This window comes from Dactylosporangium siamense, from assembly GCF_016862795.1.
In the GTDB taxonomy this organism is placed as follows: domain Bacteria; phylum Actinomycetota; class Actinomycetes; order Mycobacteriales; family Micromonosporaceae; genus Dactylosporangium; species Dactylosporangium siamense.
This window is the reverse complement of record NZ_BONQ01000028.1, coordinates 1-21,366: the sequence shown is the minus strand read 5'-3', so window position 1 is coordinate 21,366 and position 21,366 is coordinate 1. Positions and strand designations below refer to the sequence as shown.

16 protein-coding genes are annotated in these 21,366 nt (G+C 70.6%); 10 read left to right on the top strand and 6 right to left on the bottom strand.

What is annotated here, in order from left to right; all coding sequences use genetic code 11:
- Positions 1-140 precede the first annotated feature (140 nt).
- Positions 141-3,515, top strand: a complete 3,375-nt coding sequence (locus tag Dsi01nite_RS09510) for a ThuA domain-containing protein (protein WP_203845694.1) — start codon at positions 141-143, stop codon at positions 3,513-3,515.
- 94 nt (positions 3,516-3,609) lie between these two features.
- Positions 3,610-4,914, top strand: a complete 1,305-nt coding sequence (locus Dsi01nite_RS09505) for a sugar phosphate isomerase/epimerase family protein (protein ID WP_203845693.1) — start codon at positions 3,610-3,612, stop codon at positions 4,912-4,914.
- A gap of 111 nt (positions 4,915-5,025) precedes the next feature.
- Here the strand turns inward: Dsi01nite_RS09505 and Dsi01nite_RS09500 are convergent, their stop codons facing one another.
- The gene (locus Dsi01nite_RS09500; protein ID WP_203845692.1) at positions 5,026-5,412 is read right to left on the bottom strand and encodes an amidohydrolase family protein; all 387 of its coding nucleotides are present in this window, start codon (positions 5,410-5,412) and stop codon (positions 5,026-5,028) included.
- A 107-nt stretch (positions 5,413-5,519) separates the two neighbouring features.
- On the opposite strand from Dsi01nite_RS09500, the gene Dsi01nite_RS09495 reads away from it, so the two are divergent.
- The gene (locus Dsi01nite_RS09495) at positions 5,520-6,218 is read left to right on the top strand and encodes a hypothetical protein (RefSeq protein WP_203845691.1); all 699 of its coding nucleotides are present in this window, start codon (positions 5,520-5,522) and stop codon (positions 6,216-6,218) included.
- Positions 6,219-6,484: 266 nt separating this feature from the next.
- Here the strand turns inward: Dsi01nite_RS09495 and Dsi01nite_RS09490 are convergent, their stop codons facing one another.
- Entirely contained in the window at positions 6,485-8,365 is a 1,881-nt protein-coding gene (locus Dsi01nite_RS09490; protein ID WP_203845690.1) for a sensor histidine kinase, read from the bottom strand.
- A gap of 310 nt (positions 8,366-8,675) precedes the next feature.
- Between Dsi01nite_RS09490 and gad the strand changes: the two genes are divergently transcribed.
- On the top strand, positions 8,676-10,079 hold the full coding sequence (gad, locus tag Dsi01nite_RS09485) for a glutamate decarboxylase (protein WP_203845689.1): 1,404 nt from the start codon (positions 8,676-8,678) through the stop codon (positions 10,077-10,079).
- Positions 10,080-10,182: 103 nt separating this feature from the next.
- On the opposite strand, the gene Dsi01nite_RS09480 is transcribed toward gad, so the two are convergent.
- Both Dsi01nite_RS09480 and Dsi01nite_RS09475 read right to left on the bottom strand, forming a co-directional pair.
- Positions 10,183-12,057 carry a DUF4118 domain-containing protein gene (locus Dsi01nite_RS09480; protein ID WP_203845688.1) on the bottom strand — a complete coding sequence of 625 codons (1,875 nt, stop codon included), beginning with the start codon at positions 12,055-12,057 and terminating at the stop codon, positions 10,183-10,185.
- Positions 12,058-12,195: 138 nt separating this feature from the next.
- Positions 12,196-14,127, bottom strand: coding sequence for a DUF4118 domain-containing protein (locus Dsi01nite_RS09475; protein WP_203845687.1), 1,932 nt, complete (start codon positions 14,125-14,127; stop codon positions 12,196-12,198).
- 13 nt (positions 14,128-14,140) lie between these two features.
- Here Dsi01nite_RS09475 and Dsi01nite_RS58275 point away from each other — a divergent pair, with 13 nt between their 5' ends.
- Entirely contained in the window at positions 14,141-14,266 is a 126-nt protein-coding gene (locus tag Dsi01nite_RS58275) for a hypothetical protein (RefSeq protein WP_275423346.1), read from the top strand.
- A gap of 28 nt (positions 14,267-14,294) precedes the next feature.
- Here Dsi01nite_RS58275 and Dsi01nite_RS09465 read toward each other — a convergent pair whose 3' ends face one another.
- On the bottom strand, positions 14,295-14,795 hold the full coding sequence (locus Dsi01nite_RS09465) for a hypothetical protein (RefSeq protein WP_203845686.1): 501 nt from the start codon (positions 14,793-14,795) through the stop codon (positions 14,295-14,297).
- Between the two features lie 187 nt (positions 14,796-14,982).
- On the opposite strand from Dsi01nite_RS09465, the gene Dsi01nite_RS09460 reads away from it, so the two are divergent.
- Entirely contained in the window at positions 14,983-15,306 is a 324-nt protein-coding gene (locus tag Dsi01nite_RS09460; protein WP_203845685.1) for a plasmid stabilization protein, read from the top strand.
- A 242-nt stretch (positions 15,307-15,548) separates the two neighbouring features.
- Positions 15,549-16,724, top strand: a complete 1,176-nt coding sequence (locus Dsi01nite_RS09455; protein ID WP_203845684.1) for an ROK family transcriptional regulator — start codon at positions 15,549-15,551, stop codon at positions 16,722-16,724.
- Positions 16,725-16,770: 46 nt separating this feature from the next.
- Here Dsi01nite_RS09455 and Dsi01nite_RS09450 read toward each other — a convergent pair whose 3' ends face one another.
- Complete coding sequence (locus tag Dsi01nite_RS09450; protein WP_203845683.1) at positions 16,771-18,036, bottom strand: enolase C-terminal domain-like protein; 1,266 nt, start codon at positions 18,034-18,036, stop codon at positions 16,771-16,773.
- A 120-nt stretch (positions 18,037-18,156) separates the two neighbouring features.
- On the opposite strand from Dsi01nite_RS09450, the gene Dsi01nite_RS09445 reads away from it, so the two are divergent.
- Genes Dsi01nite_RS09445 through Dsi01nite_RS09435 form a run of 3 tightly spaced genes read left to right on the top strand, consistent with a single transcriptional unit; the run spans position 18,157 to position 21,328 of the window.
- On the top strand, positions 18,157-19,536 hold the full coding sequence (locus Dsi01nite_RS09445) for an ABC transporter substrate-binding protein (RefSeq protein ID WP_239135796.1): 1,380 nt from the start codon (positions 18,157-18,159) through the stop codon (positions 19,534-19,536).
- Complete coding sequence (locus Dsi01nite_RS09440; RefSeq protein ID WP_203845681.1) at positions 19,536-20,501, top strand: carbohydrate ABC transporter permease; 966 nt, start codon at positions 19,536-19,538, stop codon at positions 20,499-20,501. Before Dsi01nite_RS09445 ends, Dsi01nite_RS09440 begins: the two co-directional genes overlap by 1 nt.
- Positions 20,498-21,328, top strand: coding sequence for a carbohydrate ABC transporter permease (locus Dsi01nite_RS09435; protein ID WP_203845680.1), 831 nt, complete (start codon positions 20,498-20,500; stop codon positions 21,326-21,328). The genes Dsi01nite_RS09440 and Dsi01nite_RS09435 overlap by 4 nt, the downstream gene beginning before the upstream one ends.
- The last annotated feature ends 38 nt before the right edge of the window (positions 21,329-21,366 follow it).

Here is a 21,366-nt window from a genome sequence, read left to right as displayed (position 1 = left end):
CGCCTCCCTCCGGGCGTGCCGGAGCACCACACACACCCCCGTCACCACACCCCGTAACACGACCGGACGTCGTCCGCTCGCGGCGCAGCGCCGCGGCCCTCGACGGTCCGTTCGTCTTGCACCCCTGCGGAGGAGGTCCCATGCCCAGAGCTCAAGGCCGTCGTGTCACCAGCTACGCCAGCCTGCTCGCGCTCGTTGCAAGTGTCCTGGTCGGGACGGCGTCGGCGTCTGCCCCGGCAGTCGCCGCGCCGCAGCCGACCAGTAATGGCATCCAGTACAAGGTCCTGGCGTTCACCAAGGCGGCCGGCGCGAAACACGCGTCGACCTCGGCCGGCGTCAACGCGCTCAAGGAGCTCGGCAAGCAGCTCCGGTTCACCGTCGAGGAGACCGACGACGCCCGGAAGTTCGACGAACCCCACCTCAAGCAGTTCCGGGTGGTCGTCTTCCTCAACACGTCCGGCGACGTGCTCGACGCGACCCAGCAGGCGGCGTTCGAGTCGTACTACCGTGACGGCGGCGGCTTCGTCGGCATCCACTCGGCGATCGAGACCGAGCCGGACTGGCCGTTCCTCACCGAGGTCCTCGGCACCAGGGCGGCGGGTTCGTCCAACGTCACCAAGGCCACGATCAAGGTCGCGGACCGCGTACACCCGGCGTCGGGGAATCTGCCCGAGCGCTGGGAACGCACCGATCAGTGGTACAACTTCACGTCCAACGTGCGGGGCGTCTCGCACGTGCTGGCGACCGTCGACGAGACCACGTACAGCGGCGGCACGATGGGGTCCGACCACCCGATCACCTGGTGCAAGGACTACCAGGGCGGCCGCTCGTTCTACACCGGGCTCGGCGACACGCCGGCGAGCTTCGCCACGGCGGACCTGCGGGCCCACCTCGGCGGCGCGATCCAGTGGGCGGCCGGCCAGACCGACGGTGACTGCGGCGCGACCGTGCTGGCCAACTACCAGATGGACTACATCGCCGCGCCGCCGAACGTCAGCGAGCCGATCGGCTTCGACGTGCTGCCCGACGGCCGCGTGGTGCAGACCGACCGCCGTGGCGGCGTCCGCCTGCACGACCCGGCGAACAACACCACCCACCTGCTGGCCCAGATCCCGGTGTACATGGCCAGCGAGGACGGCATGTACGGCCCGGCGATCGACAACGACTTCGCCAACAACCGCTGGGTCTACCTGTACTACTCGCCGCTGACCATGGAAGCGCCGTACCCACAGACGACGCCGACCGCGAACGCACCGACGACCGGCGCCGACCCCAGCGTGTGGGATCCGTGGAAGGGCTACTTCCAGCTGTCGCGGTTCAAGTTCGTCGACGGTCCCACCCCGACCCTCGACGTCGCGTCCGAGCAGAAGATCATGAAGGTGCCGGTCGACCGCGGAGCCTGCTGCCACGTGGCCGGCGACATCACCTTCGACAAGGACAACAACCTGTGGATGGTGACCGGCGACGACACCCCGTCGGGTGGCGGCAACTCCGGTGGCTTCGCGCCGTTCAACGACATGCTCACCACGACCGGGCAGTACAACGCCCAGTTCGTCGACGCCCGCCGCTCGGCCATGAACACCAACGACCTGCGGGGCAAGGTCCTGCGCATCAAGGTCCAGGGTGACGGCTCCTACACCGTCCCGGCCGGCAACCTGTTCACCGGCAACGAGGAGGGCGGCGGCAAGACCCGGCCCGAGATCTACGCCATGGGCTTCCGCAACCCGTTCCGCATCACCGTGGACAAGGCCGGCGTCGCCTACGTCACCGACTACTCGCCCGACTCGTCGACGCCGCAGGTGAACCGTGGTCCCGCGGGCACCGGCCGGATGGAGATCGTGCGGAAGCCGGCCAACTACGGCTGGCCGCTGTGCTACTCGCCGACGCTGCCGTACTACGAGTGGAACTTCAACACCTCGACGCCGCTGCACAACCCGGCGAAGGCGTTCGAGTGCAACAACCCGGATCGCGGCCCGGCCAACACGTCGCGGTGGAACACCGGCCTGACGTATGCGCCGCCGATCGCGCAGCCGGACATGTGGTACTCGTTCCAGGACAACAACGCGGCCAACCCGCTCGGCACGCCCTGCGCGGCCTACTACATGCAGTCTCCGGCCGGCAAGTGCCCGCAGCTCTTCCCGGAGCTCGGCACCGGCGGCGTCGGGCCGCACGGCGCGGCCAAGTACGACTACGACGCGAACAACCCCAACCCGACGAAGTTCCCGGCCTACTACGACCAGTCCATCTTCTTCGGCGAGTTCACCCGCGACTACCTGCGGGAGATCCGCCTGGACTCGGCCGGGCAGGTCTTCAAGATCAACGATCTGCTCAGCTGCGGCGCGGGACCGACCACGCCCGCCCGGCCGTTCCTGTGCGACAACCCCATGGACATGATGTGGGGCAAGGACGGCAACTTCTACCTGCTGACCTACGGTGACGGCTTCTTCAACATCAACCCCGACGCCGCGCTGGTGAAGTTCAGCTACGTCAAGGGCACCCGGGCACCGGTCGCGAAGCTGTCGGCCACCCCGACCGACGGCGTCGGGCCCCTGACCGTCGCGTTCTCCAGCGAAGGCTCGAAGGACCCGGACCCGGGTGACTCCATCAAGTTCGCCTGGGACTTCGACGGCAACGGCACGACCGACTCCGTCGACCCGGACCCGACGTTCACGTACACCACCAACGGGGTGTACACGGCCCGGCTGACCGTCACGGACTCCAGCGGCAAGACGGCCTCGGCCAACACGACGATCACCGTCGGCAACACCTCACCGACGGTCAAGGTCAACGTGCCGATCGAGGGCGGACTGTTCGCGTTCGGCGACTCGATCCCGTTCAACGTCACGGTCACCGACCCGCAGGACGGTGCGATCGACTGCTCCCGGGTCGAGGTGACGTTCGTGCTCGGGCACGACAGCCACGGCCACGCGGAGACGACCGTCAACGGCTGCTCCGGGACGCTGCCCACATCCGAGGAGGACGTCTCGCACGGCGGCAACGTGTTCGGCGTGATCAGTGCCTCCTACACGGACAAGGGCGGCGCTGGCGGCATCCCGGCACTGACGACGGTCACGCAGACGACCGTCCGGCAGAAGAAGCAAGAGCTCGAGTTCGCTGTCGACCAGTCCGGCACGAACACGGCGGCGACCGCCGACACCGGCGGCGGGCTGCAACGCGGCAGCCTCGGCAACGGTGACTGGATCGCCCTCAACGGCACGGTCGACCTCGAGAACATCAACTCGCTGACGTTCCGCACGTCGGGTGGCAGCGGTGCGGCCGGCACCGGATCCGTCGAGGTCCGCCTGGACGCGGTCGACGGGCCGGTCCTGACCACGGTCACGATCGCGCCCACCGCGAACGCGACCACGTACGCCAGCCAGACCTTCCCGATCACTGACCCCGGCGGGGCACACCGGATCTACCTGGTGTTCCGTCCCGTCGCGGGTGGGCCGACGAACAACTTCTTCAACCTCAACTGGGTGGAGTTCGGCGGTCAGGGCGTGAGCGCGCCCTAGCACCACCCCAGCCGTGGCGGGGTGCGACACCCCGCAGTGCCCCGCACCCCGCCCCGGTCTGAACAACACGCACTACCAGCAGAAGGAGCAACACATGTCCGGAAAGATCAACCGCCGTCGGTTATTGGCCGGTGCCGGTCTCACGGCGGCCGCCGCGTTCACCCCGCTCGGCCCGGCCTCCGTCTTCTCGCCCACGTCGGCGAGCGCGGCCAACGGCCGGCTCATCCCCGGCGGCAAGCTCGGCACCATCACGTACAGCCAGCGTGACGTGCCGACCCGGATCGGCATCGCGGCGAGCGCCGCGCTGGGTGTGGCACCGACGATGGGTTACCTGGGCGGTCCCAACTTCCCCAAGGACCCGACCGACCTCGGGCCGCTGGTGCCGCTGCCCGGCGGCTGGGTGGAGCTGTTCGCGTTCCTCGCCAACGCCGGGTTCAAGCAGATCGAGTTCGCCGGCTACGGCCAGAACGCCGCGAACCCGGGCGGCGCCGCGCCGAACCCGGCCCCGGGCGGTGTCACCACCCCGGAGGCGCGGGCGGCCTACCTGGCGTACGCCCGCACCCTGCGCGGTTTCCTCGACGCCTACGGCCTGGAGGCGATCGGCAACCACGGGTTCGTCCCGAACACCTGGAACGGCCCGGGCAGCGCCGGCGGCGCGATGACCACCCAGGACTACAACCGGCTGCAGACCGAGCTGGAGTTCGCGTCGATCCTCGGCATGCCGTTCATGGGCACCGGCAGCGACCCGACGAGCGCGAACAACCGCAACATCGAGCCGTGGACCCTCGCGGGCGAGAAGTGGTCGGCGCTCAACGAGATCAGCGTGGGCCAGTGGGGCATCCAGATGTACACCCACAACCACTCGCCGGCGTACAACTTCCTCCAGGACGGGCCACTCGTCACCGTCACCCAGGACCGGATCACCGGCGCGCCGATCGCGCCGACCCAGGTCCGCGGCGAGTCGGGCAAGCGGCTCATGCAGCACTACCTCGATGTCACCAACCCCGAGCTCGTCGTCATCGAGATGGACGTCTACTGGGCCCACGTGGCGCAGCACCAGCACCGCTGGCGCTACGACTGGGACGGCCAGCGCGTCCAGGACATCTTCGACCCGACCGCCCAGGTCGCCAAGCAGACCAAGCGGTACGCGCTGTTCCACGCCAAGGACGGCGACGCCACCGGCCAGGCCCCCGGTGTCGGCGACGGCTACTCGTGGATCCCGTTCGGCGACCCCCGCAGCGACATCGACTACAAGGGGTTCTACAGCAACATCGGCGCCAAGGGCTTCCACAACTCGAACTACGAGCAGGACAACGCCCCCGGCGGTAACGGCGACCCCGGCCAGTCGCTGCGGTTCGCCAGGATCAGCGCCGCCGGCATGGCAGCCCTGCGCGGCTGACCCGTCCGGCAAGAGGCCGTAAGAGGCCGTTTGGGAGGCCGTCCCTGCCAGCCCCGGGGACGGCCTCCCGTCGCATGCCCGCGAGCCGCGCGCGGGGCGGCACAGCGGCCGTCAGTGCCCGACGCCGACGGGGGTGGCGCCGACCGGCACGCCGGCGGCGGCGAACAGCCGGTCGCGGGACTGCTCGGCCCGGCGCCGTTCGGCACTCAGGTCGTGGCCGAGGAGCCGCCCGTGCCGTTTGCGGATCTCGCCGGCGACGAGGACCGTGTCGACGTCGCGGACGTCGCTGAAGGTGATCGCGGCCGGCACGTTGTTGAGCCTGCCGAAGGGAGAGCGGGCCACGTCGAGCAGGATGACGTCAGCCTGTTTCCCCGGGGTCAGCGAACCGATCCGGTGCTCGAGGCCGTGTTCAGCCCGGCGCTGGACGCGGTGCTCATACGTCGGCCGGCACCGCGGGCTCCGCGGCGCCGGCCGGTTGCCGATACGATCGACGTCCACGAGCGTCGTCCCGGTGGTCTTCGGCGAGCCCCGGGCATCCGTGTTCGTGCCCGCCTCGACGTGCCTGGAGCCGCCATGTCGTACCACTCGCCGATCGGATGTGCCGTATGAGCAACCGGACGAAGCTGCGCCCGGCTCCTCGCCGCGGTGCCGGCCGGAGCGCCGCCGTTTCGCCGTCGATCTGGCGCCGGCTGGCGGTGCCGGTCGCTGCCCTGGTCGTCGGCGGGTTGGTCGGTGGGTGGATCGGTGTCGCCACGGCCGACCCGCGGTCCGACACGCAGCAGCGCATCGACGCCCTGCAGGCGGCCGAGGTGAAGCGCGACACCGAGCAGGTCGTGCGCCTGACCGATCAGGCGCGGCGGAACGCCGACATGCTGGCGCCGGTCATGGAGGCGATGTACACCGCGCTGCCCGCCGGCGCCGCAACACCCGGGCCGCTCGCCGGCGCCGCGCAGGTGGAGGGCTGGAAGGCGGTCACCCGCAAGGTCGTCGGCGACTTCGCGGAGGCACAGTCCGCCGGGACGGCGGTCAACGTCGCCCGGTCCGGCTTCGCCACCGGCGCCCGCCAGCTCGACCTGGCCGTCGACACGTACGCCGAGGCGGTCAAGGCCACCGACGCGCAGCGACCGGGGCTGCTCGCCCTCGCCGCCCGGCAACGCGACAGCGCCGTCGTGACCTGGTCGATCGGCGGGACGCAGCTCGACTCGCTCAACGTCGACACCGGCCACGGCCACCAGCACGTGTTCCTGCCGAGCGCGCCGGGGCAGGGTGCGATGACGTCCGACGGTTCGAAGGAAGGCAACTGACCGCCGGGAGCCGACGACCGCCGCGGCGTCCGTCAGGGACGTCGCGGCCGGGGCTTCGGGTGGCACACAAACAACCTGCGAGGCGATTTTCCTCCCCGGTTCTACCCGGGTCAGGTGCACGGGATCGCCGTCCGACCTTTCAGTCCTTCAGCCTGAGCTCAACTGTGCTATCAGTGTCGCTCTCCCGCTCGTCTCGCAGGCCACGTTTCACGCTACGCCGGAATCCGGCCGGTGTGGGGTGAGAATTCGGGGGAGGCGCCGCCGCGTCACGTTCCACCGAATGACCGGCCGTCCTCCGCGCCCTGGCCGTCCTGGCCGCCCACGGGCAGCCTCACGTTGAGGGACGTGCCGTGGCCGTCCGAGCTGGTCAGCGCCAGCGTGCCGCCGAGCGCCTCGACGCGGTCGCGCACGCCGGCCAGGCCGAAGTCCTGACGTGGATCGGCGCCGACGCCGTCGTGGTGCACGGTCACGCTGAGGACCTCGCCCGGCGCTGATCCGTCCAGCGCTGATCCGTCCGCGATGATGTCGAGGTCCACGTCGATCGCCGAGGCGTTGGCGTGCTCGGCCGAGTTGGCGATCGCTTCCGAGACCACGTAATAGGCGGCGACCTCGACGTAGCCGGGCAGGCGACGCTTCGGCCCGGTGCGGACCGCCACCGGGACCGGGCAGCGGCGGGCCAGCGCCTTGATCGCGGAGCCCAGCCCGCCCTGGGAGACGATCGCCGGATGTATGCCGCGGACGATCCGCTGGAGATCCTCGAGGACGCCGGACAGCCCCGCGGCCGTGTCCGACAGCCGGGACCGCAGCTCGCCGAGCTCCTGGGGGACCAGCGCGTCGGCGATGCTCAACTCCAGCCCGAGTGAGATGAGCCGCTGCAGCACGCGGTCGTGGAGCTCGCGTTCGATGTCGCGGCGGCCCTCATCCGCGGCGAAGACCAGCCGGGCGCGGGACGCGTTGAGCTCCTCACGGCTCTCGGTGTTGGCGATCGCGGTCGCGACGAGGTCGGTGAACTGGGCGAGCTCGTGCTCGGCGCCGGGTGGCGCCGGGCCGATCCGGCACCACAGGGCGACGAGGACGCCCCAGACCTGGCCGTCGACGACGATCGGCGCGCCGGCTGAGGCGTGGAAGCCCTCGGCGCGGGCGAGGTCGGCGAGCGAGCCGCTGCGGCCGTCGTAGGAGTCCATGCGGGCCGGACGGGAGTCGCGCAGCACCAGCGCCGAGACGCCGCCGGAGGGGTTGAGCCGCTTGCCCAGCATCGGCTCGGCTGCTGATCTGCCGTGCTCGGCGACGACGGTCACCATGCCGGGACCGTCCCGGCGCAGCACCCGCGTGGCGTCCGCGTCGAACAGCTGGGCCGCCTCGGCCGCGACCGCGGCGGTGAGCTCGGCGGGGGCGCCGCCGCGGGCCACGAGCACCGCCACCCGCCGGAGCGCCGCCTGTTGCGTGAGGAGCGCCTGCAGGTCGGTCCGGCTCACCTGCAGCGAACAGCCGGCCCGCAGCACCGTCGCCAGCCCCGGCACCACCCCGTCCCGCAGGCGCCGCATGACCCGATCCGGCAGATCCGCGGGCACGATGAGCGCGCCGGGCCGCAGCGGCAGCTGGGTCCGGCCCTCGTGCGGCGGGACCTGGCCGAGCTCGATCGCCGCGTACGGCAGCTGCATGGCGTCCGCGAGCCGGTCGGCGGCTTCGGGGAGCACCGCTCGCACGTCATCGGCGCCGAGGATGAGCCGGGTCAGTTCGGCGACCGCGTCGGTCTCCCGGCGCCGTTCGATGGCATCGAGCGTCCGAGCGCGGGCCAGTTGCGCCACCGAACTGCCGACCCCGGCGACCATGAGGTACACCGCGAGCTCGAGCCAGTCCCGCCAGTCCTCCGTGGTGAAGAGCCGGACCGGCGGGGTGTGGAAGTAGTCGAACGCGACCGCGCTGACGATCGACGTCGCCACGCCCAGCCACAGGCCCCACACCGTGGAGACCAGCAGCACACCGAACAGGTAGACGAGGGCCAGGGCCTCTCTGGGAGCGACATGCCGGAGCGGGTAGACCAACAGGGTCTCCACGACGATGAACCCGGCGCCGACTGCGATCCCTGTGGAGAGCGGTGGCGGACTGGGCCGCACCAGCCACGCCGCCAGGCGTCCCTGCATCATCTGCCCTCTTCTCGAACACGTGGGCTCCGCTGCGTCGGGGCAGGGCGAAGCCGGTCGAGCGGAGGCAACGAGTCGATGGTAGGGCGGCGGGACATCGGACGCCGCACGCGTGGTGGTCCGGGCGCCGCGGACCACCCCCCGTTTCACCCCGGCCGACGGCGGGGCCGGGGGTGATCGGCCCGGCCGGGTCGGGATGAACTGTGCGCGGATCAGCGCTGAGACCTCGGCGCAGCCCGGATCATCAGTCACCGTAAGGGTCTCCTGCCGGGACTGGGAGCCCACCCGGGTCGATCGACAGGACGGTGCGACGATGGTGCTGCACAGTGGTCGCCGACCGCGACGGACCGAGGTCGCGGGCGGCGGGAACCCGTTCGCGACCGTCGCCAATCCGGCGCTGGGTCAGCAGGTCACCGGGCCCCGGGTCGCGCTGGGCGAGGATCCGGTGCCCGCCGAAACCGCCTGGCAGCTCGTCCACGATGAGCTGATGCTGGACGGCAACGCCCGGTTGAACCTGGCCACGTTCGTCACGACGTGGATGGAGCCGCAGGCCGCTCGTCTGATGGCCGAATGCGTCGACAAGAACATGGTCGACAAGGACGAGTATCCGCAGACTGCCGAGTTCGAGCGGCGCTGCGTCAACATCCTCGCCGACCTGTGGCATGCCCCCGATCCGACCGACGTTGTCGGCTGTTCGACCACCGGCTCCAGCGAGGCGTGCATGCTGGCCGGTCTGGCGCTCAAACGGCGGTGGGCCGGCCGGCAGCCGCCGGGCGGCGAGCGCCGGCCGAACCTGGTCATGGGCATCAACGTGCAGGTCTGCTGGGAGAAGTTCTGCAACTACTGGGAGGTCGAGCCCCGGCTGGTGCCGATGGACGGCGACCGGCTGCACCTGTCCGCGGAGGAGGCGGTGGCGCACTGCGACGAGAACACCATCGGCGTGGTCGCGGTCCTCGGCTCCACCTTCGACGGCAGTTACGAGCCTGTCGCGGAGATCTCCGCGGCGCTGGACGCGTTGCAGCGGCGCACCGGATGGGACATTCCGCTGCACGTCGACGGCGCGTCCGGAGCGATGATCGCGCCGTTTCTCGATCCGGACCTGGTGTGGGACTTCCGGCTCGACCGGGTCGCCTCCATCAACACCTCCGGTCACAAGTACGGCCTGGTGTATCCCGGTGTCGGTTGGGTGCTGTGGCGCCACCGCGACGCCCTGCCCGAGGACCTCATCTTCAACGTCAACTACCTCGGCGGCAGCATGCCGACCTTCGCACTGAACTTCTCCCGCCCGGGCGCGGAGGTCGTCGCCCAGTACTACACCTTCTTCCGGCTCGGCCGGGCCGGGTTCGGCGCCGTCCAGCAGGCGTCCCGCGACGTGGCCGTCTACCTGTCGGGGCGGATCGCGGCGATGGGCCCGTTCCGGCTGCTGAGCCGCGGCGACGAGCTGCCGGTGTTCGCGTTCACCACGACCGGGCAGGTGGCCGCGTTCAACGTGTTCGACGTCTCCCGCCGGCTACGGGAACGCGGCTGGCTGGTGCCGGCCTACACCTTCCCGGCCAACCGCACCGACCTCGCCGTCCTGCGCGTGGTGATCCGCAACGGCTTCACCCGTGACCTGGCCGATCTGCTGCTCGCCGACCTGCACCGGCTGCTGCCCGAACTCCAGGCCCAGCCCGGACCGCTGCACCCTGCCGCGGTCGCCACCGGATTCCATCACTGACCGGTGGCGGTGAGCGCGATGTGGTGACCTTGCCGGTCAGGAGGTGGAGGTTGCGCGGTCGCCCCGTGGATCCGCGGGGCGACTGTCTCTGGACATCGAGGGCTCACTGCGAGGAGCCGGCGGCCGGCGGTCCGGTCGCGTCGATCGGGATCGCGACCAGGATCGTCGTGCCGCTGCCGGCCGGGCTCACGATCTCCAGGCGGCCGCCGACGGTCTCGATGCGGTCCTGGAGCCCGATCAGTCCGGACCCCCGGCCGATGCAGGCACCCCCGATGCCGTCGTCGCTGATCGAGAGCCGGAGGATCGCACCCGTCGCTGCGGCATCGACATGCACCACGGTCGCCTGGGCATGTTTGGCTGCGTTCGTCAGGGCTTCGGACACCACGTAGTACATCGTCACCTCGACGCGCTCGGGCAACCGGCGGCCGATTTCCAGGGCGAGTTCGACCGGCAGCGCGCTGCGGCGGGCAAGGCTTCTGAGCGCCGGGCCGAGTCCACCCTTGGACAGCATCGCCGGATGAATGCCCCGGGAGATCTCCCGAAGCTCCTCGCAGACGCCGGCCAGTCCGGTCGCGATCGCTGCCAGTTCCTCCTGGGCCAGGTCACATCCGGGTGGCAGGGTGGCCTGCAACATGCGCGTCTGAAGTCCGAGCGAAATGAGACGTTGCTGCGCGCCGTCGTGCAGATCGCGTTCGAGCCGCCGACGGGCTTCGTCGGTGGCGGCGACGATGCGGGCGCGGGAGGCGGTGAGCTGCGCACGGCTGTCGGCGTTGGCGATGGCGGCAGCGACCAACTCGGTGAAGTCGGCCAGCCGTGCTCGCACCGCGGCCGGTATCGGTGTGGGCCTCGTGGTCGAGACGACGGCTGCCCCCCAGAGGTGACCTTCGACCACGACCGGCACGCCGACCCCCGAACGTATGCCCAACTCTCGCAGGACCGCGGCGGTGGTGCCTGCGGCAGCGTTGTCATAGCTCGCCACGGCCGGCCGGCCGGTGCGCCTGATGCTCCCGGAAAGGCAGTCGCCATCAAGCCGGAGGCGCGTCCCGGTCGGCATCTCGACGATGCCGGGCTCGTTGCGACCCGAAACGAGGGTGCCTGTGTAGTCCGGCTCGTAGCGGATGAGCCCCGTGCCGTACTGGCCGAGCAGCTGGCACAGTTCGGCGGTCACCGCGTCGAACACCGCCGCCGGTGCGGCTCCGTGCGCGACCAGGGTCGCCACCCGCCGCAACGAGACCTGTTCCGCCGCCAGCCCGGTGGCCTCTTCGCGGGCCCTGGTCAGTGAGTCGGTGATCTCCTCCCGTTCACGTGCCGCGCCCAGCAGCGACTCCAGGGACGGCACCACCCGTTGCCGCAAGCGCTCCCGGGTCCGGTCGGGTGCGTCAGCCGGGATCAGCAGCGTGCCCAGGGGTGTCGCGCCGTCCAGTAGGGGGAATGCGGCCCACTGCTCGTCCCCGGGAACCGCCTGAAGCCTGATCGCCGCGGACCGCAGTTCGAACGCTTCCGCGAGCCGTTGCGACGCCGGGCCAAGGGCCGAACGCAGATCGTCGGCGCGCAACATCCGGTGCGCCAGTTCGGCGGCGAGGTCTGCCTCCTGACGGCGCTCGGACGCCTCGACCGCGCGGGATCGGGCCAGATTTGCGACGAAGGTGGTGAACAGCCCCGCCACGATGAACACCGTTACCGTCTGCAGGTCGTGCCGGGTGGTGAGGTTCAGCGACCAGAAGGGGGCAACATAGAAGTAGTTAAATGCAATGGCACTGGCCACCGCGGTCAACACGCCGAGCCAGGCGCCCCACATGCTCGAGATCACCAGAACGCCGCACAGGTAGGCCACACTTCGGACGTCTTCGCCGGAGACTCCCCTGAACGGAAGCAGCGCGACCGTCTGCACCGCAATGAGAACCATCGCGGTGATCAGACCGACCTCGATCGGCGGCCGCTTCTGAGACAGCAACAGCGCCATCAGGCGGGCCGGCATCAGGGACCGCCCCCCACGCCTCACGTCGACACGGGGCGCCTGCGCCCGGCTGAACATACCGCTCACATCGACCCGTAACGGCGTCCCGACGTACTTTGCGTCGTTGCGTCAATGGTAACCCGGCGATGCCGTGGACCTTCAGCGCGCGGTAGCGGCTGAGCCGCTGTCCCGCTCATGAGCGCAGGCGGCGGATGTGGTCGGGATGGTGGCCAACAGCTGGGTGCCGTCGCCGACGGGGCTGGTGATGGTGAGGTGTCCGCCGAGTGCCTCGACCCGGTCCTGGAGGGCGGTGAGGCCGGTCCCGCGGTGAGGGTCCGCGCCTCCGACGCCGTCGTCACGGACCGACAGGTGCAGGGCGAGGTCCCGGGTTGCCGCCTGCACCTGCACCACCGAGGCGTTGGCGTGTCTGGCCGCGTTGGTCAGCGCTTCGGACACGACGTGATACGCGGCCACCTCAACCACTGGAGGCATCCGCGGGCAGGCGTGCAGGTCGACTTCGACCGGCACCGGCGATCTGCGGGCGAGTGCCTTGAGCGCGGGTGGCAGGCCGCCGGCGGCGAGCAACGTCGGATGGATGCCCTGCGAGATCTCCCGCAGGTCGTCCACGGCACTGTTCAGACCGCGCAGGGCGCGCGACAGCTCCTCCTTGGTCTGCTCCAGCCCCGGCGGCAGGCTGGCCTGCACGGCACCGAACTGCAGCGCGACGGCGAAGAAGTGCTGCAACGCGCCGTCGTGCAGGTCGCGCTCGATGCGCTGGCGGGCCTGGTCCGCGGCGGCGACCAGCCGGGCCCGGGACGCGACGAGCTCGGCCTGGGTGTCGGCGTTGGCGATGGCGGTGGCGGCAAGGGCGACGAAGGCCGTGACGCGGGCCTCGGTGTCCGGCGGTAGCGGCTCGGGCCGGGTCGACCCGACGGCCGCCGCACCCCACAGCCGCCCCTCAACCACGATCGGTGCTCCGACCACCGAGCGGACGCCCAGTTCGCGAGCGAGCGCGCCGATGGGGCCGGCGGCGGCCTCGAAGCTGTCCATCCGGGCGACGCGGCCGGTGTCCCACACGAGCGCCGGGACGTTGTCGCCCTCGAACGGCATGCGCATCTGATCCGGGGTCAGGCCGGGCAGGCTGGTCGAGACGGTGCTGGCCGTGGCGTCGTTCTCGAAGCGGCACAGCCAGGTGCTGAACTGCTCGCCCAGCAACCCGTGCAGTTCCGACGTGATCGCGTCGAAGACCTCGGCCGGACGGCCATTGTGCGCCACGAGGCTCGCCACCCGCCCCAACGCGGCTTGTTCGGCGGCGAGCCTGCCCAGGCGCTCCCGGCTGGCTTCCAGAGAGTCCAGCACCGCCGCACGTTCGCACCCGGCGTGCAGCAGCGACGCCAATGACGGCACAGTGCGCTCCCGCAGTCGCTGCATCGTCCGCTCGGGCACGTCGACCGGCACCCGCAGGGTCCCCAGCCGGGCAGTGCCGGCCCACAGCGGCAGCGCCGAGTGCCGGTCATCACCGGAGACGACGGCGAGGTCGATCACCGCGTCCGGCAGCTCGAGCGATTGCGCGACGCGCTGTGCCACCGCGGGCAGCACCGCGGGAAGATCGTCCGCGTGCAGCAGCAGCCGGGCCATCTCGGCGCTGAGATCGGCATCCTCGGCCTCGACGGTGCGCAGCCGGGACAGGTCCGCCACCGCGCTCATGGCCACCGCGACGAGGAGCAGGACCGCCAACCCGACGACCTGCCGTATGTCGGCGGCGACGATGCTGTTGATGGGCTGAACGTGAAAGAAGACGAACGCCAGCGTGCTCACCACGGCGGTGGCCATCCCGAGCCACATTCCCCACACCACCGAGGCCACCAGGACACCGACGATGTAGATGATGCCCGGGTCGAGCGGCGCCATGATCCGCTGGAGCGGATAGACGAGGAGGGTCTCCACCACGATCAGTGCGGCGGCGACCGCGATCCCCAACCCAAGGGGTGGGGGTGCCGGTCGCACGAGCCGTGCGAGCGAACCGACATGCACTGAGCAAATTCTACCCCTCAACCTCAGATCGGCATGACGGTCCAGAGCATCAGCCAAGGCGTTCGTGGTCGTGCCTGCCGACAACCGTGCCTACGGCACCAGGGCGTGCCGGTTCCTGGGCACGAAGCTCGGTGGCAGGGGCAAGGTCGTCATGCTGCAGGGTGACCTGCCAGGACCTGCCAAGGAGCATCGGTGACAGCCGCCGCGCTGCGGTCACCGCGGGGTTACAGCCCCGCGTTGGCCTCGGCGGTGGCAAGTGCCACCTCGTCGGCGAGCCGGAACCCGATCGTGGCCAGCACGCCGCCCGGCACCGCCCACAGCAGGAACATCAGCAGGGCATGGAGCACCGCCGACTGCATGCCGTCGTCGGTCCGGCTGTTCCACAACTGCACCCCGGCGTGCGCGCCGGCGTCCAGGCCCGCACCGACCAGCAGATAGCCGACGATGATCAGCAAGCGGCCGAAGCGATCCCGGGCGCCGCGGCGCCGGGCGCCGCGCCAGAAGTAGCGGCCGATCGTGAAGATGATGATGCCCCAGAAGATGAGTGCCGCACCGTCGGCGACGGCCACCGGCGGGCCGTCGCCGCGGAACGGATCGAACCCGTCCATGACCCGCAGGATGTCGGCGAAACCGTAGAGCGTCAGACCGATGCCGCCCACGATGAGGACGACCCCGGCGAGGTTGAACAGCACGTTGGGTGAATGCCGGACCGGCGCGGCTGCCATCGAAAAGCTCCTCTGCCTCAGGTGTCGGACCCCAGGATGTGGCCCGCCGCGGGACGGGTCATCAGTGGAATCACTGATGACACCCCCTGACCGGGGCGCCGCTCCGGCAGCGACGCCGCCGTGTTAGGCGGTGCGGGCGCTGGGAACCAGGGGTGAAGAGGTTCCAGCTCTGCCTTGTGGAGGACGCATGCCAGCGGGTTCGAACGCCAAGCGTGAGCGGCAGTATCAGCACATCAAGGCCAGCGTGAAGCGGCGCGGCGAATCGACGGCCAAGGCCGAGGAGATCGCGGCCCGGACCGTCAACAAGGAGCGTGCCCGGGCGGGGGAGTCCCGGACCGCCAGCCGGTCGTCCATCGACGACGTGTCGTCGGGGCATCGGGGCGGGAAGCGGTCGCACACCGGGGCGCAGGGGCGGACCAGGCAGCAGCTGTACAACGAGGCGAAGCAGCGCAACATCAAGGGACGCTCGGGCATGAGCAAGGCCGAGCTCGAACGCGCGCTGTCGCACTGATCATGGCCGGCCGGACGGGCCGCTGACCTGACGAGTGTCGCGTTCTGTCCTGGCTGTGACAGCGGGGCGGGGCGTGCTGTTCAATCTGCCTCGTGTCCGATGTGGTGTGGTGCAAGGTGTGGCAGGGTGGCCCCGCGCAGCCTGACGGGGGCCGCGCCGCTGAATGGTAGGCTTAAATCGATTTGATGGAGGAAGTCACCAGCACCGGCCGGCATAGGAGAACAGTGGACAAGCGGCTGCCGATGAGGCGTGGCACGAACCTGCCGCGGATGGGCGACTTCAACGAGTCGGTGGTCCTCGACGCGATCCGGCGGGTGCCGGACGGGCTGAGCCGGGTCGAGGTCGTGGCGGCCACCGGGCTGTCCGCGCAGACGGTGTCGAACATCTGCCGCCGGCTGATCGACACCGGGCTGGCCCGCGAGGCGGGCACCCGCAGCTCGGGCAGCGGCCAGCCGCGACGGCTGCTGCGGATCAACGCCGGCGCGCGCTACGCGATCGGTGTCCACCTCGATCCCGCCGTGGTGACCTTCGTGCTGCTCGACCTGCTGGGCAACACGGTGGCGCGGGCGCAACGGCCCACCCCCGAGGCGGCCGACCCCGACCACACCCTGGTGGAGATGAGCGAGTCGATCAATGCGCTCGTGCGCGACGCCGGGGTGGCCCGGGAGAAGATCCTGGGGCTCGGCATCGCCGCGCCCGGCCCGGTGGACGTGGCGTCGGGGCTGGTCATCGCGCCGCCCGAGCTGGCCGGGTGGGGACGGGTGCGGCTGCGCGACCACCTCGCCGGGACCACCGGGCTGCCGGTGCTGCTCGACAAGGACGTGATCGCGGCCGCGGTCGCCGAGCGCTGGGCCGGCGCCGCCCGCAACACCGGCAACTTCCTGTTCTTCTACCTCGGCACCGGCTCCGGGATGGGCCTGGTCGTCGACGACGTGGTGCTGCGTGGCTTCTCCGGCAACGCGGGCGAGGTCGGCGGGCTGTACGCCGCCTGCACCACCAACGCCCTGGTCGCCGAGGCGATCGAGCACGGTGTGCTGGGCCCGGAGTTCAAGCCGGCCGGGCCGCGCGACGCGGAGCAGAGCCTGCGGCAGCTGTGCCGGCACGCGGCGTCGGGCAACGTGACGGCCGGCGAGATCATCGACCGCTGGGCGGTGCGGGTCGGGCGCGGGGTGAGCGCCGCCGCGACGCTGGTGGACGCGGAGATGATCGTGTTCGGGGGACCGATCTGGCCGCTGCTCGCCGAGCGGTTCACCGCGATCGTGCCGGGCATCGTGGAGAGCTCGCCGTTCGTGGAGCGCATCCACCCGACCGTGGTGACGCAGACGGCGCTCGGCATCGACGTGGGCGCGATCGGGGCGGCCTGCCTGGTCCTCGACCAGACGCTGTCCGTCCAACCGCAGTCCCTCCTGCTCGGCTAGAGCAACACCTCGGGTCGACGACACCTCGGGTAGGCAGACACAGGGTTCACGGTCGGTGGGCGGCGCCGTCGGTGCCGCGGAGCAGGGCCCAGCGATCGTGCTCCAGCGGGGGAGGCGCCGGATACCGGCGGGCGGCCGCCTCGTCGAAGTCCACCCCGAGGCCCGGTGACGACGAGGGGAACAGGCTGCCGTGATCCGGCACCGGCGCCCCGGGGAACACCTCCAGGGTGGCGTCGTGGAACCGCGCGGCCTCCTGGACGCCGAAGGCCGGGCTGGAGACGTCGAGCGCGACGTTGGCCGCCTGCGCCACCGGGCTGACGTCACCCGGCCCGTGCGGCGCGGTGTGCACGCCGAACAACTCGCAGGCGGCGACCAGTTTGCGGGTCGGGGTCAGGCCGCCGAGCGTCGGTATCCGCACCCGCGCGAAGTCGATCGCACGCTGCTCCAGCAGGGGCAGGAACCGGCTCACGTCGTCGTACAGCTCCCCGACCGCGAGCGGGACCGGGCCGGCGGTGCGCAGCTGCCCGAAGTGGGCGCTGTCCTCCGGCGCGAGCGCGTCCTCGAGGAAGTACAGGCGGGCGTCGGTGACGGCGGCGACCAGCTGCCGGGCCTGCGCCGGGGTGAGCCGCTCGTGCGCGTCGTGCAGCAGCTCGACCCGCTCGCCGACCCGGCGGCGCACGTCGACGAGCACGGGCGGGACGTGCCGCAGGTACGCAGAAGAGTCCCACGCACCGGAGCCGGTGGAGGTGACGCCGTAGGTGTCCACGCCCGGCACCGCGACCTGGACCCGCACGTGCCGGTAGCCCGCCTCGACCGCGGCGTGCACCTTGTCGGCGAGCTCGCCCGGATCCGCGCCGTCGACGTGGGTGTACGCCGACGCGCCGTGCCGGGCCCGGCCGCCGAGCAGCGAGAACAGCGGTAGGCCGGCGGCCTTCGCCTTGATGTCCCACAACGCGACGTCGACGGCGCCGAGGGCGTTGTTGGCGATCGAGCCGCCCCGCCAGTAGCCGCTGTTCAGCAGCAGCCGGTGGAGGTCCTCGATGTCGCCGGCGTCCCGGCCGCGCAGCAGCGGACCCAGATACTCGTCCAGCACGGCGCGGACGGCGAGGGTGCGTTGCGGGTCGCTGGCGCAGCCCAGGCCGTAGAGCCCCGGCTGGTCCGTCTCGACGCGGACGATGAGGTACGGGCAGCCCTGCGGGGCGCACAGAAACGTGCGGACCCGGGTGATCCGGGCGGCTCCGGCCAGGGACTCCCACGGTGACGATGTCAGCACGGCGTGCCGCTGTGACGAGTGGTCCGCGGGTTGTTGCATCGGTGTGCCTACTTCCTGACCGCTGTGACGTGGTTGACACAGTACATCAATTCGATTTACCTTCTCGACATTGAGCGGCGCCTGTCGATGGCGCCCTGGACGCGAAGGCTCGGCACCGTGATGACATCGCAACGACGCGCGTGGCGGCCTGCACTGGCCGTCCTGGTGACGCTGGCACTCGGCGCCACCACCGCCGCCTGTGGCGGCGATTCGGACAGCGCAAGCTCGTCCGGCAAGACCCTCACCATGTGGACCTTCAAGCAGTCGCACGTGAAGGCACTGCAGAAGGTCGCGGAAGGATTCCAGAAGGAGACCGGCATCTCGGTCAAGGTCGAGGCCTACGGCCCCGACGACGCCTACGTGACCAAGGTGCAGGCGGCGGCCCAGACCAAGGACCTGCCGGACCTGTTCGAGGTGCACACCACCGGCGACGACTTCGCCTTCGGCGGCGCCGGCCTGCTCACCGACCTGGCCAAGGACGTCGACGACGCCTGGCTGAACAGCTACCTGCCGCAGGTGCGCAAGGACGGCAGCGTCACCGACGAGTACTACCAGAAGTCCCTCGCGAAGGACGCCAAGACCAAGGGCATCAAGCTCGGCCAGCGGTACAGCGTGCCGCTCACCGTGGGTACCTTCGGCATCGTCTACGCCAACAAGCAGCGCCTGGCCGACGCCGGGGTCACCAGCGCGCCCACCACGTGGGAGCAGTTCATCGAGGTGCTGGGCAAGGTCAAGGCCAAGCACCCCGACAACGGCGGCGTCACGATCGGCTTCAAGTCGCCGACCACCGGCCTGGAGTGGTTCCTGCAACCGATGGCCTACGGCCTGCTCGGCCCCGAGAAGTTCCGGGGCCTGTGGGCCAAGGACAAGGCGGGCAACTTCGCCTCGCCCACCGGCGTGCAGGTGCTGGAGACCTACGGGCAGGTCACCCCGTACTGGACGCCGGGCACCCAGAGCCTCGACATCGACTCGGCCGACATGTCGTTCGTGCAGGGCAAGTCCACCTTCGACATCGGCGGCACGTTCACCCTCGCGTTCCTCGCCCAGAACGGCTTCGACGCCGCCAACGTGCTGACGTTCCCGGTGCCGGCCCCGTCCAACGGCGCGATCAAGGACCTGAGCCTCGCGCCGTTCACCCTCACCGGCGTCTCGGTCTCGGCGACCACGAAGAACCGGGCCGGCGCCGTCCAGTGGCTCAAGTACCTCGCCAAGGCGGACGTGTCCGCGACGTTCGCCAAGGAGGCCCTCGACGTCCCGCCGACCGACCTCGGCGCCGACCCCAGCGCCGCCGTCGGTCCCGCCCTCGGCGCGATGATCAAGGCGTTCGGCTCCGGCCCCAACGCGTACAACCCGGGCGACACCTCGTACCGGCCGAACGCCTACGACGGCACCCCCGTCGCCGCGACCCTGATGGACTACACCCCGCTGAAGACGAAGAGCGCCGCGGAGACCGGCGCCGAGATGACCAAGCAGATCGACGCCTACTGGACCAAGCAGTAATGGCGGTCGACACGATCGTGAAGGGCCCGTCGCCGACCCGGCGGGCCCCGCTCCGGGGCAGGAAGCGCTACCGCCGTTCGGAGGTGGCCTGGGGCGCGGCGTTCGTGGCCCCCGCCGTCGTCCTGTTCGCGGTGATGGGCGCCTACACCGTCGGCTACGGCTTCTCGCTGAGCTTCGCGACCTGGAACGGCTTCACCCCGAACTGGCGGTGGGTCGGCCTGCAGAACTACGCCGACCTGCTGTGGAACGACCCCACGTACGCGCCGCGGGTGCACACCGCGGCCCGCAACACGATGTGGGTGATGATCGCGGTGCCGGTGCTGACGGTCGCGGTCAGCTTCCCGCTCGCGGTGCTGCTGAACTCGGTGCGCCGGCTCAAGACCTTCCTGCGCTCGGTGTACTTCCTGCCGCAGGTGACCAGCGGGATCGCCGTCTACTTCGCGTGGATGTACGTGCTGCAACCGGACGGCGCGATCAACCTGCTGCTGCGCTCGGTCGGCCTCGGCAGCCTGCAACAGCCGCAGGGCTTCCTCGGCAACCCGTCGACCGCCCTGCCGACGCTCATCGTCATCACCGTGTGGTCGTCGGTGCCGGTGTCCATGATGCTGTACCTGGCCGGCCTGCAGGCCGTGGACCCGACGCTGGTCGAGGCGGCCCGGGTGGACGGCGCCGGCACGTGGCACGTCACCCGGCACATCATCTGGCCGCTGCTGCGCCCGATCACCGCGATCATCGTCCTGCTCGCGCTGCGGGACTCGCTGCAGGGATTCCAGACGTTCCTCATCATGACCAACGGCGGCCCCGGCAACCACACGAACGTGCTGGGCCTGGAGACCTACAAGCTCGCGTTCCTGTCCCAGCTCGACCCGACGCTCGGCCTGTCCAGCGCGCTCGGCTGGATGCTGTTCGTGGCCGCGCTGGTCCTCGCCGCGGTCAACCTGCGGGCCATGCGGAGGCTCACGTGAAATCCCTGCCGGCAGTGCTGGCCCGCGCCGCGATCGGGCTGCTGTTGCTGCTGTACGCCGCGATCAGCCTGTACCCCTTCCTGTGGATGGTGTCCGCCGCCTTCAAGGACCGGTTCGAGGTCGCCGCCGGCGGGGGCCTCATCCCGCACCGGCCGACCCTGCAGACCCTGATCGAGACCTGGAACGAGCTGCACTTCTTCGACTACTTCCTGAACAGCCTCAAGGTCACCGTGCTGACCGTCCTGCTGGTGCTGGCGATCTACTCGGCGGCCGGCTACGCGTTCTCGGTGCTGGACTTCCCCGGGCGCAAGGCGCTGTACCGGCTGTTCATGGCGCTGCTGTTCGTGCCCGGCGTCACCGTGCTGCTGCCCGTCGTGCTGCTGGAGAACAAGCTCGGCCTGCTGGGCAGCCACTGGGGACTGATCCTGCCGTTCGTCAACGGTTCCGCGCCGCTGTCCATCCTCATGATGACCAACGCCTTCGACGCCATCCCCGGCGAGCTGCGGGAGGCGGCCCGCGTCGACGGCGCCGGCGAACTGCGCATCTTCACCACCATCTACCTGCCGCTGTCCCGGCCGGTCCTGGTCACCATCGCGGTCCTCACCGCGATCCCGACCTGGAACGAGTACCTGCTCACGCGGGTCTCGCTCAACGACCCCGACGCGTTCACGCTGCCGATCGCGTTGCAGAACCTGCAGTCCGGGGCCGTGCAGCACTACAACGTGCTGATGGCCGGCGCGCTGATCGTGGTGATACCGGTGATCATCCTGTTCGTCGCGGCGCAGCGGTACTTCGTCAACGGCCTGATGGGTGCGGTCAAGGCATGACCGGCCAGCGAAGCGTCTCGGGCCGGTCATCAGGGGAT